At 63.4% G+C, this 19,383-nt stretch carries 17 protein-coding genes; 5 read left to right on the top strand and 12 right to left on the bottom strand.

Features of this window, described 5'->3' with window-relative positions; genetic code table 11:
• Positions 1 to 176: 176 nt before the first annotated feature.
• The 6 genes from QX121_RS13735 to QX121_RS13710 form a co-directional block, all read right to left on the bottom strand.
• Positions 177 to 1,334 (bottom strand): glycosyltransferase, encoded by a 1,158-nt coding sequence (locus QX121_RS13735; RefSeq protein WP_315739482.1) that lies wholly within the window; start codon positions 1,332 to 1,334, stop codon positions 177 to 179.
• A complete protein-coding gene (locus QX121_RS13730) occupies positions 1,331 to 2,698 on the bottom strand; it encodes a DUF4910 domain-containing protein (protein ID WP_315739481.1) in 1,368 nt (455 codons plus the stop codon). The genes QX121_RS13735 and QX121_RS13730 overlap by 4 nt, the downstream gene beginning before the upstream one ends.
• Positions 2,699 to 2,722: 24 nt before the next feature.
• Entirely contained in the window at positions 2,723 to 3,691 is a 969-nt protein-coding gene (locus QX121_RS13725; protein WP_315739479.1) for a phytanoyl-CoA dioxygenase family protein, read from the bottom strand.
• A 103-nt stretch (positions 3,692 to 3,794) separates the two neighbouring features.
• Positions 3,795 to 4,337 (bottom strand): dTDP-4-dehydrorhamnose 3,5-epimerase, encoded by a 543-nt coding sequence (locus tag QX121_RS13720; protein WP_315739478.1) that lies wholly within the window; start codon positions 4,335 to 4,337, stop codon positions 3,795 to 3,797.
• Positions 4,338 to 4,378: 41 nt separating this feature from the next.
• A complete protein-coding gene (locus tag QX121_RS13715) occupies positions 4,379 to 5,641 on the bottom strand; it encodes a class I SAM-dependent methyltransferase (RefSeq protein WP_315812200.1) in 1,263 nt (420 codons plus the stop codon).
• Positions 5,642 to 5,693: 52 nt separating this feature from the next.
• Positions 5,694 to 6,731 (bottom strand): SDR family oxidoreductase, encoded by a 1,038-nt coding sequence (locus QX121_RS13710; RefSeq protein WP_315739475.1) that lies wholly within the window; start codon positions 6,729 to 6,731, stop codon positions 5,694 to 5,696.
• 380 nt (positions 6,732 to 7,111) lie between these two features.
• Here QX121_RS13710 and QX121_RS13705 point away from each other — a divergent pair, with 380 nt between their 5' ends.
• Positions 7,112 to 8,212, top strand: coding sequence for a hypothetical protein (locus tag QX121_RS13705; RefSeq protein WP_315812199.1), 1,101 nt, complete (start codon positions 7,112 to 7,114; stop codon positions 8,210 to 8,212).
• A gap of 122 nt (positions 8,213 to 8,334) precedes the next feature.
• On the opposite strand, the gene QX121_RS13700 is transcribed toward QX121_RS13705, so the two are convergent.
• Entirely contained in the window at positions 8,335 to 8,988 is a 654-nt protein-coding gene (locus QX121_RS13700) for a PIG-L deacetylase family protein (RefSeq protein ID WP_315739471.1), read from the bottom strand.
• Complete coding sequence (locus tag QX121_RS13695) at positions 8,985 to 9,782, bottom strand: glucose-1-phosphate cytidylyltransferase (RefSeq protein ID WP_315739470.1); 798 nt, start codon at positions 9,780 to 9,782, stop codon at positions 8,985 to 8,987. The genes QX121_RS13700 and QX121_RS13695 overlap by 4 nt, the downstream gene beginning before the upstream one ends.
• Positions 9,783 to 10,265: 483 nt before the next feature.
• Here QX121_RS13695 and QX121_RS13690 point away from each other — a divergent pair, with 483 nt between their 5' ends.
• Positions 10,266 to 11,738: an undecaprenyl-phosphate glucose phosphotransferase gene (locus QX121_RS13690; protein WP_315758304.1), complete on the top strand. Its 1,473-nt coding sequence runs from the start codon at positions 10,266 to 10,268 to the stop codon at positions 11,736 to 11,738.
• A gap of 221 nt (positions 11,739 to 11,959) precedes the next feature.
• Here the strand turns inward: QX121_RS13690 and QX121_RS13685 are convergent, their stop codons facing one another.
• From QX121_RS13685 to QX121_RS13675, 3 genes are all read right to left on the bottom strand, one after another.
• Entirely contained in the window at positions 11,960 to 12,343 is a 384-nt protein-coding gene (locus tag QX121_RS13685; RefSeq protein ID WP_315739468.1) for an H-NS histone family protein, read from the bottom strand.
• Between the two features lie 923 nt (positions 12,344 to 13,266).
• On the bottom strand, positions 13,267 to 13,725 hold the full coding sequence (locus tag QX121_RS13680; protein ID WP_315797546.1) for a hypothetical protein: 459 nt from the start codon (positions 13,723 to 13,725) through the stop codon (positions 13,267 to 13,269).
• Between the two features lie 405 nt (positions 13,726 to 14,130).
• Entirely contained in the window at positions 14,131 to 14,400 is a 270-nt protein-coding gene (locus QX121_RS13675) for a hypothetical protein (RefSeq protein ID WP_409997705.1), read from the bottom strand.
• Between the two features lie 404 nt (positions 14,401 to 14,804).
• On the opposite strand from QX121_RS13675, the gene QX121_RS13670 reads away from it, so the two are divergent.
• From QX121_RS13670 to QX121_RS13660, 3 genes are all read left to right on the top strand, one after another.
• Positions 14,805 to 16,172: a polysaccharide biosynthesis/export family protein gene (locus QX121_RS13670; RefSeq protein ID WP_315739716.1), complete on the top strand. Its 1,368-nt coding sequence runs from the start codon at positions 14,805 to 14,807 to the stop codon at positions 16,170 to 16,172.
• Positions 16,173 to 16,414: 242 nt separating this feature from the next.
• Positions 16,415 to 16,717, top strand: a complete 303-nt coding sequence (locus QX121_RS13665) for a hypothetical protein (RefSeq protein WP_315812198.1) — start codon at positions 16,415 to 16,417, stop codon at positions 16,715 to 16,717.
• Positions 16,718 to 16,834: 117 nt separating this feature from the next.
• Positions 16,835 to 18,589 (top strand): sterol desaturase family protein, encoded by a 1,755-nt coding sequence (locus tag QX121_RS13660; protein WP_315812197.1) that lies wholly within the window; start codon positions 16,835 to 16,837, stop codon positions 18,587 to 18,589.
• A gap of 64 nt (positions 18,590 to 18,653) precedes the next feature.
• On the opposite strand, the gene QX121_RS13655 is transcribed toward QX121_RS13660, so the two are convergent.
• On the bottom strand, positions 18,654 to 19,073 hold the full coding sequence (locus QX121_RS13655) for a DOPA 4,5-dioxygenase family protein (protein WP_315812196.1): 420 nt from the start codon (positions 19,071 to 19,073) through the stop codon (positions 18,654 to 18,656).
• Positions 19,074 to 19,383 lie beyond the last annotated feature (310 nt).

Below are 19,383 nucleotides of genomic sequence, written 5' to 3'. Positions count from 1 at the left end.
TCGCTTTCAAACATTGCAACCAACTTTCCTATTCCCAGTCACGGCCAAACAGATCCGTACAGGGCAATGAAACATCCGATCGTCGAAATGCAGCCGGTATAAAATCGTCTGCAGCCGAAACATGGGCCGCCGGGGCGCGATGACGCCACTTTGTGGCGGAGAGAAGGATTGAAACATCACTGCGCCAACAATGCCGGCTCGCGATCTAATTCATGCTCGCGCGCCACCCCCGGACCGGCCGCCATCTCGGCCAGCCTCTTCAGCCGATCCTTGCGTGCAGCGACGCCCGGCATCGGTTGCAGACCCGTGGCCTCCAGGATCGTCTCCCACCGATACACCCAGTCGTGCCGCATCAAGGTCTGGGCCATGCCGCTTCGCCGCATCCGGTCCTGCCGGACCGGGTCACCGTCCAGCTCCCTGATGACCCGGTCGATGTCGGGCGACGTGTGCGGCACGTCGACCATCGCCTCGGGCCAGTCGAACAACCGCGGAAAGAGTTCGTTGTCGGGACGCTCACCGAGCATGATGGCTCCCGATGCCGCGCCCTCGAAATACCGGTAGCCGAACTCGACCTGCCGCCCGGTCTCCTGCGGCTCGTCGAACTTGCCGGGATTGACCAGAAAATACCTGCTCCTCTTGGCGAGGTTTGCCATCTGGGCCCGGTGTTCCCGGAGGTCGATGGCCTGGCTGCCGCCGATCGTGTCGTGGAGATAGAACAGGCCGCTGTCCCGCGCCATCGCGAGCAACGTTTGGTGCGTGACGCGGGAGCGGCGCCCCATGCTGAAGACGTCGATGACCCTTTCGGGGGGATCGGGATAGGGACAAAAGCGGATCGCGTCGATGGCGAGCGGGAGATGCACGCAAGCCTGGCCGATCTCCTCGCTGAGCGGCTGCACCGTACTGATCTGGAACGGCATCACGACGTCGAACTTGGCGAGTATCTTCAGGAAATGCCGGTGCTTGGCGATCTCCTTCACCCATAGCTCGTCCAGCAGACACACCGAGGTCCTGGACGCACCTCTCAGATCCTCGATCGCATCGAACATGATCAGGTCCTGCGGGAATCCACAGATCGCGAACAGAACGTCGTATTGCTGCCGCGGCTGGATCCGCGCGATCCCAGGATTCAACAGCACGGGCGCGTGGTAGCCCAGCCGGGTGGCGAAGCTCGCCCGTCTGCGCGACGGATCGAGCTCGGGCGCGAACAGCTCGGCGGAATCGACCTCGCAGATGATGTCCTCGAACTCGACGTGGGGGCCGCGATTGAGCGCCTTACCGAAGATGTTTCGGAGTGAAAAGACGGCGATGCGGGGCTTGCCCGGTTGCGAACTCATGACGCCTCACTCTGGTCTTGTCGGCTCACATGCTCCGGTGCTGACGGAGAGGGCGATGACGTTACGATAACGAGGCCGGCGTCCAGCGCGATCCGTGCGGCGGCCTCGATTCGCGCGAACGGAACGTCGGCCCGGACTGCCATGTCGAGCAGGCTGTGCCTGCCATCCGCCAGATTGAGGACCCAGAGGAGGTCCATCTGCGTCGCGCCACCTGCCTCGCGCTGACCGGCAATCGCGCGATACAGACCACGCCGTCCCAGTTGCGGCTCCCCTCGCCCATCGACGCGCTCGTAGATGCAGTCACGATCGAGCAGATCCAGCACCTCCTCGATGACGGCGTAGGATTGGTCGAGACAGTCCGGCTTGACGAAATTCAGATTGTCGGCCGAGGTGTGATATTCGGGGAATGTGCCGTGCACGCCGCGCATCAGGCACCCGACCGGTAGATCGAATCCCGGTGAGCAGAACTGCCGCTCGTCATATCCATAGGGACTGAATGGCAGAATCTCGTGAGGATGCCCTGATTGCTTCAGGACATGCGCGACGACGCGATCGATGGTCGCGCCCCGCCGGCTTTGCTTGTAGTGAAATCCACTGGGGTCGCCGAGACAGGTGAGGACGAGGCCGTGTTCGACACGGTCGAGATCCCGCTCGTTGCGATCGAGCCATGCAAGCGCGCCGATCGTTGCCGGCAGGAATAGAAATCGGTACCCGAGCCGGCGGGGCCGTTGCGCTTGCCGCATCGCCAGCGCCGTCATGACGGCAATCCCTGAGAGATTGTCGTTGGCGAGGCTCGGATGGCAGACGTGGCAGGTGATCAGGACTTCCTTGTCCGTCTGTCCGGGGACGAAGAATTCGCCGTAGGTCAACGATCCCTGCAAGAGCTCGCTGTCGATCTCGACGTGGTAGCTGTCGTCCGTCATCTCCCGCCAGAGACGATCCGGCAGGCAAAACCCCCAATCGTCGGCATAATAGCCGGTCCGGTATGGAATGAGATCAGGCTGCTCCGGCAAGGTATGAACGTGCTTCGCAAGCTCAGCGCGGCTGAGCACCGCCTGGACCGGCCTGCTGTAGCCCATCACATGCAGATTGCTGTCGGCGAAGTCGACGAGACGGCGACCGGACAGGGTCGAGATCGTCGCGCGACGAATGTTCCACTCCGCCGGCACATGCCAGTCGAGGACGGGCGTTCCGGACGGCACCTCGTGAATCACGAGGTCGACATAGCGTGAGACGATCTCGAGCGTCTGACGGACCCCAGCTCCCGTGAGGCTACGGTTGATTGGAAACAGCTCCGTAATCAGATCATGGAGATCGATCGCCGGCGCCCGCGGCCCAATCGATGATGTGAGGATGTCCAGCATGACCTGCGAACCTTGCATCATCCGTCAGGCCGATGCCTGCGCGGCATCGGCTGCGAGACCGCCTGTCGCCAGCGGCACGATCGTCGGCTGATAGATCAGATGATCGCGGGGCGCCTCGACCTGATCATACGGCGCGACGACCTCCTCAGGCAGCCGCGCGAGATCGGTCACCCGCAGGAAATCGCGCAGGTTCGTGCCCGTCGACTCCGAGTCGACGTTGACGGCGCCGCGCCTGCCGCTGACGTCGGCAAAATGCACGGTACGGAAATCGATGCTGAACCGCGTCACGCCCGAGGTATTCGGCACCGACGAATGCAGATGCGATCCGGAGAAGATCGTGACACCGCCGCTCGGCGCGATCACCCGGATCTGCGGATCCAGTGCAATCTCCTGCTCCGGCTTCGGCTGCACCCGTGTATCGGTCTTGATGTGCTGCGCCGCCGATGCCCGCGAGGTCCGGTTCCACTCGTAATAGTTATAGTTTCTGGAGCCGTTCTTGATCGCTTCGTCGAAATAGCGCGGGTGGAATGCAAGGCCGTTGTCTGGCGCGATGTCATACACCGGCAGCCACCAGTTGAGCTGGCACGGCGGCGCCGAGTACCAGGTGTCGCGATGAGGGTGGAATGCGAATGCGATCCCGGTGGTGAGATAGTCATCGCTCGTTGCCGACCGCAGCCGCGGCACGTCGAAATAGGTCAGCTCGGGATCGCAGCCAAGCTCGCGGAGCGCTCCCTGCACCAGCTCCTTCGACCGGGCGTGATGAATGAAGAATGGCTTCAGCCTGACGAGAATCTCGACGTAGCGCTCGACAGGAAGCTCGAATTGCGCCGTCCGCGGATCGTAAGGATGAAACGCCTCCTCGATCAGCTCCCTGGCAAACGCGACCAGCGCATCGAGCGAGGGCGTCGGCGAGTACAGGAACAGCGCACCCTCGTACAGTTTCTGGCGCCGCTCGTGATCGGGCATGATGGCATCAACGAAAATGTTCGTCATTCCGTGATCCTCCTCGACAAATAGTCAGAACCTTCGAGGCGATCGGGCCGCTCCGGGGCCGCCAGATTCCTCCCCCAAGACACCGAGCTGCCGTCATGCTGCTTCACCACAGCTCCCGCTCAGCAAGCGAGGGCCAGGCGGCATCCTTGGCCGACAACACCGTCACCGGCTGCGGCCATCGGATGCCGATCATCGGATCGTCGTGCCGAAAACCGTCCGAGAGCTCCTCGACATAGTCCTCACCCATCAGATACTCGACCGTCACGTCGTCGGTCAGCGTCTGGAAGCCATGGGCAAAGCCCGCGGGGACGTAGAGCATCCGCGCCGTCGAGGGACCGAGCTCACAGGCATAGACCTCGCCGCGCGTCGCAGAATCCGGTCTGATGTCGACGATGACGTCATGGATCAAGCCGGCGCTGCAGCGGACGATCTTGGCGTCGGGCTTCGGCGCGCGCTGGAAATGCATGCCGCGGACGGTGCCGCGGAGACGGGTCACCGAGCTGTTGCCCTGCACCGGGATAAACGCGACGCCCTGCTCCGCAAAGGTCTTCGCGCACCAAGTCCGCGTGAAGCTGCCGCGCTCGTCGGAGCGAACGGTAAGCTCGATCAGCCGCGCATCCGACCGTCCCAGCTGGACAAACCTCATGGCTCAAAACTCTTCGCCCAATCGTGCGGCAATGCCCTGCTCTACTCCTCGATGGTCGCCTTGGGGACCGGCACGATGAACCGGCCGCCCCAGTCGCGGATGGCCGCCATCTGCGCCTTGATCTCGCTCTTGATGTTCCACGGCAGGATCAGGACGTAGTCGGGCTTGGCTTCGAAGATCGCTTCCGGCGGCAGGATCGGAATGCGAACGCCCGGCATGTAGCGGCCCTGCTTGGACGGGGCGCGATCGACCGTGAAGTCGAGGAAATCGGTGCGGATCCCGCAATAATTGAGCAGCGTCACGCCCTTCGCCGGGGCACCGTAGCCGACGATCTTCTTGTTGTCGCGCTTCAGTGCCGTCAGCAGCTCGAGCAGAGCCCGCTTCGTCTCTTTGACCTGCTCGTTCCAGGCCATGTAGATCGCGTCGTCATGCAACCCATAGGCCCGCTCTCGTGCCAGGACGTCGGCGACGTTCGGGCTCTCCGCATGAGCGGCGCCCTCGTGACAGACGAAGAACCTGATCGAGCCGCCATGCGTTTCCGGGAGCTCGACGTCGAAAACGCGCAAGCCCGCCCGTGCGAAGATGCGCAGGCCCGCGATCAGCGACAGATAGGAGAAATGCTCGTGATAGATGGTGTCGAACTGATGCCGCTGCATCAGGGTCAGCAGGTGCTGGACCTCGAAGGTCGCGACGCCCTCCGGCGCCAGCAGAATTTTGACGCCACCGACGAAGTCATTGATATCAGGAACGTGCGCGAGCACGTTGTTGGCCGTGAGGAGATCGGCCGACCAGCCCTCCTCCCGGAGGCGGGTCGCATAGTTGCGGCCAAAGAACTCGATGCGGGTCTCGATGCCCTTGGTACGTGCAGCCAGCGCAACGCTTTCGCAGGGTTCGACGCCAAGGCAGGCGATCCCCTTCTGGAGGGAGTATTGCAGCAGATACCCGTCATTCGACGCGATCTCGACATGCCGCGAGGCCGGACCGAGCTTGAAGCGATCGGCCATGGCTTCGACGTAGCGCTGCGCGTGCTGGAGCCATGAGGTGGAGTGCGAGGAGAAATAGGCATAGTCGGCGCGGAAGATCTCGGACGCGGCCAGGAGGTCGCGTGTCTGCGCCAGACGGCACTCGCGGCAGACGAAGGTCTCCAGCGGATAGAACGGCTCCGCGCGCATGTAGTTGGCCGGATCGATGTAGTCGTTCGCGACCGGCGAGGCGCCGAGGTCGATCAGCTTGAGGGTCAGGTCGTCGCCGCAGTGCCGGCACTTGGGCGCGACGCCGACGGCGGTGGGAAGGGTCAGTTCCATGATGTCTCCGTCACTGTCTTTGCCGGCCGAGGCGACCGTCTGCCCGGCGCAATCACGTCCATTGCAGCCTGTCGTTGATCCTGGCTGTCTCCATGTGGTCCTGTAGGACCTTGAGACGGATCAGATCGGACGAGCGAAACTCGGCATCCTTGAACTGCATTCTCTTGAGACCCTCGACCAGGTTCTGGATCGACTGGTCCAGGGTGACCTGCGGTTGATGATCGGGTGCGAGGGAGCGGTACAGGCCGAAATCGACCTTGTAGGAGCGGCTGTCCACGGGCGCGGAGGTGTTGATCGATACGCTGGTCCCGGGCACTCGCGCAGCCACCGCATTGGCGAGATCCTTGACCTGGTAGTTGCGGTCGTCGGAGCCGGCATTGATGGTGAGGAAGCGGCCGCCCGTCGCCGCCGGCCGGTCAATCGCCCAGTCGATCGCCCGCGCCATGTCGGCGACGTCGATCAGAGGGCGCCAGGGGGTGCCGTCGGAGAGCACGCTGATCTGGCGACGGGTGAGCGCGCAGGCCACGAAATCGTTGAGGACGAGGTCGAGCCGCAGCCGATCCGACATGCCGCAGGCCGTCGCAAAGCGCAGACAGGTGATGGTCATGCCGGTGTCGATGGCTGCGAGTTCCTGCTCCGATCCGATCTTCGACTTGGCGTAGGCCGTGATGGGATTGAGCGGATCGCTCTCCTTGCGCGGCGGTCCGTCGGCGATGCCGTAGACGCTGCAGCTCGACGCGAACACGAAATTCTTCACACCAGCCGCCGCAGCCCTCCTGGCGAGCGATACGGTGGCGTTCTGGTTGACGTCGAGCGTCACCTCCTGGAAGCGATTGCCCATCGGATCGTTGGAGATCGCCGCCAGCTGGACCACGGCGTCATAGCCACGGAGGTCGAGCGACATGTCGCGGACGTCGCCATGGATCTGCTCGTCGAGACATCGCTCCGGAACAACCGGCGCTCCGGTCAGGCAGTGCGCGAAATAGGCGTTGTCGAAGCCGTGTAGCGTCGCATCCGGGCGCTGCGCCCGCAGATGCCGCGCGACGACCGGACCCACATAGCCCATGTTTCCGGTGATCAGTACCTTCAAAATCGCACCCTCTATGTCACCAACCAAAACGAGAATTTAAATCACCCTCCAATAGATTATAATTTAATTTTCTAGCCAGCGTCCAGTGAATCCGTCAGCAAGCGACGTCGCCAGCCGTTTTCTCCGGCGCGGCACATAAAACTCCGTGAAAACCCGTGTATTTACCCCGATCCGCCTGATGTCGCGACCATCCGGCCGGCGGGACATCAGGCGCCCTCTTGATTTAATTAATTGCCTCAAATTAAATAACGCCACAAAAGGGACAAATGTTGACCGCAGATCTCGGCAGCTTTAATTCGATCACTGGCAAATGAGGCGTCCCGCGCGGGATGCCCCGCCCGCCTCGATGACGCATTGATTTAAGCATTGAAAGACAGAGCATGACACTATCCGCCGGCGACTGGGTCGAAGTGCGCAGCAAGGAAGAGATCCTGGCCACTCTCGACGCAAACGGGCGCCTGGAAGGGCTGCCGTTCATGCCGCAGATGTTCAAATGGTGCGGTCAACGCTTCCAGGTCTACAAGCGCGCCCACAAGACCTGCGACACGGTCACCGGATACAACACCGGAGAATGGCTCGGCCGGCGCCTTCCCAACGCGGTGCATCTGGAGCACCGCTGTGACGGCGAGGCTTATGGCGGCTGCCAGGCGGCCTGCCTGATCTTCTGGAAGGAGGCGTGGCTCACCCCGGTGGATGCGGCCAAACCCGCGCCGGCCGGCCCGCACGATGCGGCTGCGCTTCAGCCGTCCGGCGGATGCACGGTGCGCGCGGTGTGGGATGCGACGAAGTCGCCGGACCAACAGCCGGGAAAAGGCCCGCGCTACGCCTGCCAGGCCACCGAGCTGCCGACCTACACCCAGCCGCTCAAATGGTGGGACGCCCGGCAATACGCCGAGGACGTCGCGTCCGGCAATGTCTCGCTCGCGAAGATGTTGAAGGGCTTTCTCTACTTCGCCTATGTCGGCGCCACCATGGCGCGCCGTCCGCGCCTCGGCCGGCCCGCGCGCTGGGTCTACGACCGCGTCCAGTCGCTGTGGGGCGGCGTCCCGTTTCCGCGCAAGCGCGGAGATCTCCTGACAGACAAGGACGCGCCGATCGCCGATCTCGGGCTGCAGCCCGGCGATCTCGTCCGCGTCCGCCCGCACAAGGACATCCTGGCCACCATCGACAAGCAGACCAACAACCGCGGCATGGGCTTCGACGCCGAGATGGTGCCCTATTGCGGAAAGGTGTTCCGGGTGCGAACGCGCGTCGAGAAGTTCATCGACGAGCGCACCGGCTACATCCGGCGGATGAAGACACCGGCCGTCATTCTCGACGGCGTCTATTGCCAGTCGCGCTACAGCGAGAACCGATTGTTCTGCCCGCGCGGCATCTATGCGTGGTGGCGCGAGGTCTGGCTGGAGAAGGTGCCGGCCACCGCAATCGAGCGTCCGCCGGCAGAGGAGATCGTCGAACGTCCCCGACGGGCGGCCGGCTGACTGCCGGCCGCAGCCACGCATCGCGGCCAAGCGCCGATCATCTCCTCGCAGATCGGACATTGCCGATCGGACATTGATGCGTCCGCCGCGAGGACCTCACGGCGAACGGATTCGGCCGCCGTTCACCCCAAGGACAGCTTGCGCACGACGAATGCCTCGGCATAGCGCTCGGCGGCGCGGCATTCCATGCCCCGCAGTCGCGCCAGTCCCATGAACGTTTCCGGGTCGAACCATTGCTTGGAGCGCTGGCTGCCGAAATGCGCCATCAGCAGCGCGACCTTCCGCTTCATGATCCGCTCGGAGACGGGCATGTAGACATTTGGCCGTCCGAGATCGCCGTCCCATTTCGGAATCTCGTACTCCAGCACGAGATGATCGCGGAACGTGTTCCAGACCAGGCGGTTGACCTGCCGATGATCCTGATGGGCGTCGTCGCGGCGGTGAGCGAGAATGACGTCCGGGTTGATCCGGCCCTTGAGCTGCTCGAACCAGGCCTTGATCTCCTCCCCCTGCTCGGGGAAGAAGCCGTCGCGGAACTGCATGATCTCGAGATTGCGGCCGGCGGCTTCGGCAAGGAAGTCGTCGGCAGACGCCCGCGCCTCGACGCCGCGCTCGCCATTGCCGCTGAGCACGCACCAATGAACATCCAGGCGGACGCCCTGGTCGAGCCAGGACAGCAGCGTGCCTCCGGCCCCGATCTCGATGTCGTCGGAGTGCGCGCCGAGACACAGGACCGACAGCCGGTCGCCGCGACCGGCGAGCTGCAGGGCCCTCATCCGTTCACCACCGCCGGAAGGTTGGCGCCGAGCTGCCAGGGCGTGTCGCCGCGCTCGATCATCTCCTCGAGCACCTGGCGGTCACGGAGCGTGTCCATGGCGCGCCAGAACCCTTCGTAGCGATAGGCCATCAGCTCGCCGCGGTCGATCAGCCGCTTGAACGGCTGCACGACGAGCTCATCACCCTCGTCGATATAGTCGAATATCTCCTTGCGGAAGATGAAGTAGCCGCCGTTGATCCAGATGTTGGAATCGTTGCTCGCTGCCATGCGGCCCACGGTGCCGTCGGCGTCGAATTCGGCGAGGTGAAAGCTGATCGGCGGGTGGATGGCGATGAAGCAGCCGATCTTCCCGCTGCGCTTGAAACGATCGATCATCTCCGGCAGCGGCGCGTCCGTCAGGCCGTCGCTGTAGTTGGCGAGAAAGATCTCCTCGCCCTCGACCATGTGCCGGACCGCCCGCAGTCGCTGGCCGATGTTGCGCCAGATGCCGGTGTCGACCAACGAAACCCGCCAATCCGGGGGGCGATCGCCCAGCAGCTCGACCTTCTTGCCGAACTGCGAGATCGTGCAGTCGGTGGTGGACGCCTGATTGTAGTTCAGGAAATAGTCCTTCACCACATTGGCCTTGTAGCCCAGGCACAGAACGAAATCCCGGTGCCCGTACTGGCTGTAATACTGCATGACGTGCCAGAGGATCGGCTGGTGGCCGATCGGAATCATCGGCTTCGGAATGCTCTCGGAATATTCCCGGATCCGCGTCCCGAGCCCTCCACAGAACAATACGACCTTCATGGCGCGACGTCCTTCGGGTTCTCAATCTTTGAAATGAGCATCATAATCTTCCAATCTCGCCGGCCGGCCTCGAAGACAGCTCGCCGCGCCCTCGCTTCGCCCTCCCGGCTGCACGAGGAAAACCTCCCCCTGCATTCGGTCGGCTGCGGACGCGTCACCCGCGTCGCGGGCGCCCGGCACCGGATTAATAATCCAATTATATCTCTTTTTAAATGCCATTCTTGGCCGCCCGCATTGAAATATCCGTTTCACGAACATTAAATCGTCACGCGGGCATTGCCAGGACCGACTTGGAGGGGGCGAGCGGCCTCGTTTCCGTCCTCCAGAACCGGCATTCCGGCGTCACCGGCCTCGCCGCGGTATCGGGAGATGTCCGACGGCGCGAATAAATCCCAATGGCAGTTTTTAATTGTTTAAATTAAATGCCAAAACATATAATGACGGCTAATCGCTATTTAACCGAGTTTCGAACACCGACATCCCATGCATTACGTGGATCAGCCCAAGACTCTCGATCGAAATGGCATGCCGGCCGTCCTCTTGGAACGACAATTCCAAGGGCGGAAATGGCCCGTCCACTACGACTCGGTGGAGCCCTTCGCGATCGCGGCGGACATTGCAACGATTACCATGTCGAGCGTCCTGTCCGGGTTTCTGTATCATCTGCAGGATCCGGCGGGAGCCAACGACGTCAGTAAATCGCTCGGATTGGCGATCCTCGTGTCGGCGCTGTTCGTCTCGCTGATGAAGATCCGCGGGATGTACCGGCCGGCCGAGCTCCTGATCCTGCCGCGCCAGATCCGCGCGGCCTGCCTGACCTGGGTCACGGCGTTCCTCGTGCTGGCCGGCGCGCTGTTCGCGCTCAAGATCGGGAGCGAATTCTCGCGCGGCACCAGCATCGTATTCGCGATGTTCGGGCTCGCGGCGCTGATCCTGCATCGCCGCACCACCGCATATCTGCTGGCAAAGGGGCTGGCGGAGAGACGATTTTCCGGCCGAAACATCGTTCTGATCACCGATGAAGCAAGCAAGGACAACGCCGGGCTGACCCAGGTGCTCACCGACACCGGCTTTCGCGTCCAGCGACACTTCCTGCTTCCTGAGCCCGACGCGGATCCGGATCAGCGGCAGCGGATCGTTTCGAGCGTGATCGATTATGTGCGCGGCTCCGATATCGAAGAGATCGTCGTTGGCGCCAATCCCGAACCCTGGTCCGATCTGCGAACGCTCGGCGCGGAGCTGAGAGTCCTGCCGTTTCCAGTGAGTTTCGTGCCGGTCGGAACGGCTTCGGACATCTTCAAGCGGCCGTGCCGCGAACTCGGCAATGCGGTCTGCATCGAGCTGCAGCGCGGCCTGCTGAGCCCGCTCGAACACGCCACCAAGCGGCTCATGGACGTCATGCTGGCGGGCATCGCGCTGGCATTGATGTCGCCGCTGCTCCTGCTGGTGGCGATCGCCATCAAGCTCGACTCGGCCGGGCCGGTGCTGTTCCGGCAGCAACGCTGCGGATTCAACGGCCGATCTTTTCAGATCTACAAGTTTCGCACGATGTCCGTTCTCGAGGACGGGCCTTCGATCGTCCAGGCCCAGATCGGCGACAGCCGGTTCACCCGGCTCGGGACCTGGCTGCGCCGGACCAGCATCGATGAGCTGCCGCAGTTGCTCAACGTCCTGGACGGCAGCATGTCCCTGGTCGGCCCCCGCCCCCACGCATTGGCGCACGACAACGAATTCGACAAGCTCGTGCGCAACTACGCGTTCCGTCGCCGTGTCAAGCCCGGACTGACCGGCTGGGCGCAGGTGCATGGCTGCCGCGGCCCCACGCCCACGCGTGCGTCGATCGAACAGCGCGTCGAATTCGACCTCTGGTACATCGACAATTGGAGCCTGTCGCTCGACGTCGCGATCCTGCTGAGGACGCCGATCGAGCTGATCCGCGGCAACAATGCCTATTAGGCGCATTCGCAACAGATGATGATCGCGAGCCAATCGGCGGAGCCGTGCGGGGCAGATCGGACGGGCCCACTTCGGTCAGGTCTTGATCGGCGGATCGCGACGTTGCGGCGTCAAACCGCTCACATGTCGTTCGTGGATGCTGAGAGGGCGAATCAGGCCCAGTATCGACGCGCAGCGTCGCTCAACTATCGGCTCGGCGAGCTTGATTGAAGCTACCCCGATCAGGCGCGCTGACGGCGACTTTTCGAAGCGCCAGCCCCATTGATCGCAAATTCCTCGATCCGATGCCCGGTCTTGATCGCCGCCACCAGCCAACGCGGCTGCTTGCCTCGGCCGGACCAGGTCTCGGAGGTCTGTGGGTTGCGATACTTCGGCAGGACCCGGGGATATTTCCGCCGCGCCTTGCCGCTGGTGGTGTAGGACTGCCCACCCTCGCTGCCGGCGCCTTCGATGGCACCGCGGCTGCGGTTGAGAACCGCCAGACGACGTTCGAGTTCGCGCTTCTCCGACGTGATCCTCACAGCGAGGATCTGACTGATCTGCTCATGGAGAGACCAGAGGTCATCGAAAGACATCGCCTCGAAATCGATCTTCTTGGTGGACATGCAGCGACCTTTGTCTGTGATCTCTATCCTGCCGAATTAACGTCATATAATTCGGTATTTCGTTCCGCAAGTGGCTCACGCTCGGAAAAACTGAATATTTGAGTTTATACCAATCCGGCTAGACCTAATGGTTGTAACTCAAACAATTATCAACCCGCAACCCCCTTTTCCGAAATTATGTCGCACCGCCCCCAGATTGTGGCAACATTCGTCTGCACGCTGGAAGAAGTCGCCGAATCAACACGATTTGCAACGGATTCGCTGCTTATTGAGGCAAGATCGCGTCAAAGTGACGTAGGTTTGATGATCAAACGGTGCCGAATTCGGTCGCTGAACATTTTCACCGCGCCATGTTTTTCAAAGCTGCCGCGAGGGCTTACAACCTATTTGGGCGAGCACCCCGATAACCCGGATCGAGATATTTTTGCATGCGCACAAAATGTCGCGAGCTGGTTTAATTGAGCCCGCATCGTGAACATGCCGCAAAGCCGCCGACATCGATTCGGCGAATCAAGCGCCTTCGCCAAACACGGGATCCTTCAGGCGCGCTCATGCGAATCAGACTCAAACACGTCGCGCCGACGGCATCCGGGGTCGCGCGGCGTGAGACAGGCACACCACCGGCAGCGGAAACTGACTGCCGCGCGATCGGCTGTGGCGTGGAGGACGGCTGCGATCACCCGGCGGCCCGATCCTCCGCCCACCGGTGACATGGGTTCCGGCCGGCACCGTCTCGGGGCGCCGTCTTTGCGCGATACGACGGCTGAAGAACGCCCGGATGACGTCCGGCCGTCGCTGCCAGCGACAGCAGCACTGGGCGATCTGATGCGCCGTCGGGGTCGATGCTGAGCGGCCGTCGCCTCGCGCCGGCAACCGGCGCGACCATGACGGCCGGCCGCCGCGCCGATCAATTTCCGATGCGATTATTTCTGCTGCCTGGTCCGACCCGGCACCGCCGGCTGGGGCGCGATCAAATGAGCCGTCCCGCGGCGGCGCCGCGTGGCCATCGGGCGACGCCTGGGAGCCGCGGACTTCTTCGCGCGCTTGCCCAGGCTGCTGCTGATGGATTGGATCTCCTCGAGCAGGGCATCACAAAGCTCGATCTGAGACCGCAGCGCGGATTGCGGCGAACGGCCCGACGATGGCCGGCCGAAACGTGATTTCGCAAGGCGCATCTTATTCAGCGATTTCAGGACAGCATTCAGAGCGCCACCGCCGCCATCCGTCTCAATATCCTCGATCAACGCGGTACCAAGCTCGTCACACAAGGACGGACCCCACTCATTGGCGAGTTTTGAGGGATTTTTCTCGAGTTCCGGCAAACCGTCATCGCGACGATGCACGGATTCGATTTTAGAAATTAAATTAACCACTCGCGACAAGTTAATTTACCATCTGACAGCAAGACATTAAATACTTCTGGCACTCGCTACGGTTTGCAGTAAAATGCTACCGCATTGCCAGAAAGGACTTATTAAGCACCTTTGGTCCGGTACAATTGAAGCTTTAGTTTGTTCAGTCTACCGTTTTATGTCTCCGACCGCGCGGAATCGTCTGGACACGATTAATTTAATTTCAGATCACGTAAAAAACACGGTGCGGAACTGCCCATTTAATCGTCCGCGCGATGATCGACACTCCCGAACACGGCTGGGGCGGGCGCCAGCCGTCGAAACGAGCACGGCCCGCATCAGCCATCGCGGCCGCCATCTTGCGCCAAGCTTGACCATGAAGCGGCCGAGCGGAGCGTCCAGCGCCCTTCGGAGACGCCGAGGAAGGGGCCGGGGTTACCACACCATGGGCCGTTCCGGCGCTCCGCACACCAGCGCGCGGCGGTACAGCACGCCCCGGGGCGTCTGGACGGCGACACGCCGAATGCACCCGGGATGAATCGCGAGATTGTAATGAAACGGAGTGGCCTCGAATGCCCCGTGCAGCCGGCAGAGTCTGCTGAGATCCGGCCCGCACTCCGTCAGCGGATAGAGGCCGCGCGCGGACGCGGGATCGGATAGGCCCGTGAAGGCGATCGCGAAAGCAGCTGCGGCGATCCTGATCACGTTCGACAATTGCGTGCTCCGTTGCAAAGAGCCTCAAGGGCTGGCGCAGCAGCATAGACTTGATCGGCGGCCTTGGACAGCCGGCCGCCCGCTTGCGGTCCCGGCGCCCCGTCCGACGGCCTTGGCTCACCGACTCGTTGCGCGGCCTGCGATGTCGTCGCCCCCTGCCTGAGCGAAGCGACTCAGGCTAACCGTTGCGCAACGGCTTTGTGCTTAAAATTGCTGGGCTCCTGTTAGGTCGAACGGATCATCCGTCCACCATGGACCTCCGGCGGAGTTGACAGCTCGTTGCGGTAATATGGTAAGGTCAGACTGTGACCTAATTGGCACGGCCGGGCAAAAGCGGACCAACCCGCCCGGCGGTGCGCTTTCGTCCAGTATGGCCGCCGGGTAGGTTGAAATATGTGGGACGTTCTCCCTTCTTGGTGGAGGGAGCAGCGTGGGGAAACGTATTTTTGCTGTATTCGGGGATGGGTTTGAAGGCCTTGATCAATCCGCGCGGGTCGACCGGCGGCGGGGGGTCTCCTGTGCGCAACAGCGCAGTGGACCCGAGCGGCTTTCATAGCCTTTGCCGTGGCTCGCGCGCGCTCCTAACTCTGGTGATCTTGGCGCTTCTGCCAGCCTGTTCCTTGCTCCCCGGAACAGGACCGACCAGCGACGCAGTGAACGACAATGCCACGGCCAGCGTGCGGTCGAACACGGCGCTTCCCTATGCGCTGGTCGACATCAGCCCCGAGACGATCGGCTTCCTGTCGCAGCCCAACATGGTCACGTTCCAGGGCGTGTTTCCGGACAAGCGGCCGAAGCCGGTGCAGGTCGCCGGCATCGGCGACGTGCTGAACGTTTCCATTTTCGAAGCCGCCCCAGGCGGACTGTTCACGCCGCCCACGGCCGCCGGCGCCCGCCCGGGCAACTTCGTGGATCTGCCGGCGCAGGCGGTAGACCAGCAAGGCAATATCCGCGTTCCCTATGCGGGCGAGATCGCCGCCGCCGGCCGGACTCTGCCGCAGATCGAGCAGGACATCGTCTTCCGGCTGCAGAAGCGCGCCCTCGAGCCGCAGGTCGTCGTCAGCCTGAACCAGCAGCATTCCAGCGTGGTCAGCGTGCTCGGCGACGTCAATACGCCGGGCGTGCTGGCCCTCAACAGCGTGGGCGAACGCCTGCTGGCGGTGATTGCACGTGCGGGCGGCCCGAAGCACGAGGCCATCGAAAGCTACGTGACCCTGCAGCGGGACGGCAAACGTGTGCGCGTGCTGCTCAGCCGCGTGGTGCAGGATCCGCGCGAGAACATCTTCATCCGCCCGAACGACGTCGTCTACATCACGCGGGAATCCCCCACCTTCACGGCCCTCGGCGCCCTCAATCAGAACGTCTTCGGCTTCAATTCCGAGATTTCGTTCGATACGGAGACGCTGACGCTGGCCCAGGCGATCGGCAAGGCGGGCGGCCTGAACGATCAGCAATCGGATCCAGCCGAGGTCTTCCTCTATCGCTACGAGGAACGCCCGCTGCTGCAGAAGCTCGGCATCGATACCAGCCGCTTCATCTACGACCGCATTCCGACCATCTACCACGTCAACCTGCGCGACCCCTCCGGCATGCTGCTGGCCTCGGGCTTCCAGATGCGCAGCAAGGACGTGATGTACGTCGCCAACGCCAAGGTCGTCGATTACTACAAGCTGCTGACTCTGATCAACAACACGGCGACAACCACGTCCAACACGGCCACGGCGGTGATCAACGTCAACACGGCGACGAAGACCAGGTGGTGAAGCACACCGACGGGCCGGTAGTGGCCTGAACAGGCGCCGGAACGTCGAGGGTGCGGCTGGACCAGAGCCCGCCGCGCCGCTCGATGTTGCGGTATCGGACGGCGATCGCGTGACAAGCCGTTACAATCCGGCCAATCACCGCGACCAAACGACACCGGCGGTGCATCCGCCCGCGACATCCAACGCACAGTATCCCTCTGCAGGCGACGCGATCGCCGGCGCGAACGAATTGGGAGACTGACGTGAAGACATCCATCGCGACCTTTTTGCTCGTGGCAGTCCTTTCGGCGGCAGCCGCGGTCGACGCGAATGCCTGGACCCGCAGCGGCTCGGTCGCCGGACCGCGCGGCACCACCTCATCTGGCGGCTCCGGCAGCTGCTCCGGCGGCGCCTGCGCCTGGCAGGGTGGCGGCACAGGTCCCGCCGGCCGCAGCTGGTCGCGCTCCGGCTCCGCGAGCTGCAGTGACGGCAGCTGCACCCGGCAGGGCCAGGGCACGGGACCGCGCGGCAACTCCTACAGTTACAGCCGCACCGTCACGCGCTGAACGGACGCCGTAGCGTTGCTGCTCGCGGCCTCCCTGAAGCATCGATGTCGCCGGTCCGCCTGCCTCTCCGGGGCGGACCGGCGCGCCGCCTCCATTCGATGAGGTCGGATGCGCGCCATGCCCATCTTCTCTTCCCTACCGCCGTCGACGCGCATGATCGTGCTGCTGACGGCGCTCGGCTTCATGACGCTGGAATATGGGCTCGGCCGGCTCGCAGGCCGCAAGACTCACGACCTGCGCGAGACCGCAGCCTCGTTCGCCATCGCGATCGGACAGCATCTGATCCGCGCAATGGTCGCGCTCGTCGCGGCCTTTCCCTTCACCATCGCCTATCGCCACAGGATCTTCGATTTCGACACGAGCCGGCCGCTCGCCCTGCTCGCATTGTTTCTCGCCAGCGAGTTCGTCTACTACTGGCACCATCGCGCCTCGCATCGGGTTCGCTGGCTGTGGGCCACGCATGCCGTGCACCACTCTTCGACGCATCTGAACCTGACCGCCGCCATTCGTCTCGGCTGGACGAGCGAGATCTCCGGTCATTTCCTGTTCTATCTGCCGCTGGCGCTGCTCGGCTTCCATCCGCTCGCCATCATCGGCATGCTCGGCGTCAATCTGCTCTACCAGTTCTTCATCCATACCGAGCTCGCGCCGCATCTCGGTCCACTCGAATATGTGCTGAACACGCCGCGACATCACCGCGTCCACCACGCTGCCAACGAGTCCTGTCTCGATCGCAACTATGGCGGCGTGCTCATCATTTTCGACCGGCTGTTCGGTAGCTTCGCCGAGGCCCCGGCCGGCGAAACCTTGCGCTACGGCCTCGTCGGCGTTGCGCCGAGCTTCAATCCGTTGCGGATCGCATTTGGCGAATGGATTGCGATCGCTCGCGGCAGCCCGGAGCTGGGCGATGCGGCTGCGCGTGCTGGCTGCTGCGCCCGGACAGAAGCTCCACCGCGGGGAGTCACCCGACAGCCGAGAAGGATGCTCATGACGTCACATCTCCGATCGTTCATGGCCGCCATGGCAGCGGCTCTGTTCGTCTCGACCACGGCGGTCGCCGCGGAGCGCGGCATCACCATCGACACAAGCGATGGTCCGCGTCATGCGATGGTGATGACCACGGGCAAGACGCCGCAGCCGACGGTGATCGTGCTCCATGGCGCGCTCGGCAGCGGCGCCGGCGCCGCGCGCACGACCGGTTTTGCCGAAGCCGCGAGAGCTCATGGCTTCGCCGCGGTCTTTCCCGATGGCCTCGACCGGCAATGGAACGACGGCCGCTCCGGCGGTCCCGATGATGTCGGCTTCATCCGCGCCTTGGTGCGGCACCTCGTCGCCGACGGTACGGCCGCCCCCCGGCGCATCTATCTTGCCGGCATTTCGAATGGCGGCATGATGAGCTTCACCCTGGCCTGCAAGGCGCCGGAGCTGTTTGCCGGGATCGGCACGGTGATCGCCAACATGCCGGATGGCACCGCGCCCTGCGCCGCGCGGCCGGTGCCGGTGGTCATGATCAACGGCACGGCTGATCCGATGGTGCCCTATCGCGGCGGCGAGGTCGGGCTGCGCGGCGGGCGCGGCCGGGTGTGGAGCGCTGAAAAGACGGCGGAGTTCTTTGCGCGGCGCGACGGCTGCGGCGTGCGCCAGGCCGCGGCGCTGCCGCATCGGGATCTCGCCAGCGACACCTCCGTCACGCAACTCAGCTGGCGCGATTGCCAAGTGATCGGCGGCGTGTCGCTGTATCGCGTCGAAGGTGGCGGACATGCCCTGCCCGGCCGCCGCCCGCTGGCGCCGCGCCTGCTAGGCCCGGGCAATTTCGACATCGATGCCGCCGAGGTCATTCTCCGCGCGTTCGATCTCGCGCGCACGCTGTAGTCCGGCAAGTCCGCCCAGGCTCCGACCGTACGGAGACGGCGCGGCCACCAGTGCGCGCGCGAGCTCAGGCGGCGATCGTCGGCGTGGTGTTCGGCTCGCGCGGCAGCTCTGCCTCGCCGTGCGAGGGAAGATTCTCGCCGCGGATGCCGAGCGGCTGTCCGATCCACAACGCGTGCGCGGTGTGATCGGCCAACGGCTCCGTCGTATTCGGATGCACCAGCACGCTGAGGCGGCCATGATTGAGCATCAGCCATGGCACCAGCACTGGAAACACGTCGACCGCGAAGGCGACTTGATACATCGGCCGCTCGTGAGGCCCGACCAGCGCGTCATGCCAACGCCCGAGCGTCACAAGGAAGCGGTCGGCAATCCACTGCCGCAGCTGCGCGGCTTCGGCCCGAGTGACATCATCGAAATAGATGTGGGCATGAAAGCTCGCAATTGCGCTCAGGCGATACGGCTGCCCCGCCGAGGTCGTCTCCATCCGCGCCTCTCGATCATTTTCAATCGCGTTGGCCGCGCGGGCGAACCGATGCGGCATGGTCATCCTAGCATCGCTAGCCCGGCCTCAGTCGCGGCCCGAGTCACCGCCAGCGGACTCTGGCCTCGAGAGCTCGGCGGGGCTCGAGCTTCGACCTCGGCAGCATGTCGCCGCGCGAGCTGGCGCACCAAGACAAACGACAACGCCGCGCTGAGGTTTCAGCGCGGCGTTGTCGCTTGGGGAGTGAAGAGGGGATGTCCTTTGCAGGCCTGGCAGCGACCTACTCTCCCAGGGCTTGAGCCATAGTACCATT

This window comes from Bradyrhizobium sp. SZCCHNR2028 (assembly GCF_032380995.1).
Taxonomy (GTDB): domain Bacteria; phylum Pseudomonadota; class Alphaproteobacteria; order Rhizobiales; family Xanthobacteraceae; genus Bradyrhizobium.
This window is presented reverse-complemented; position numbering and strand designations above follow the sequence as displayed.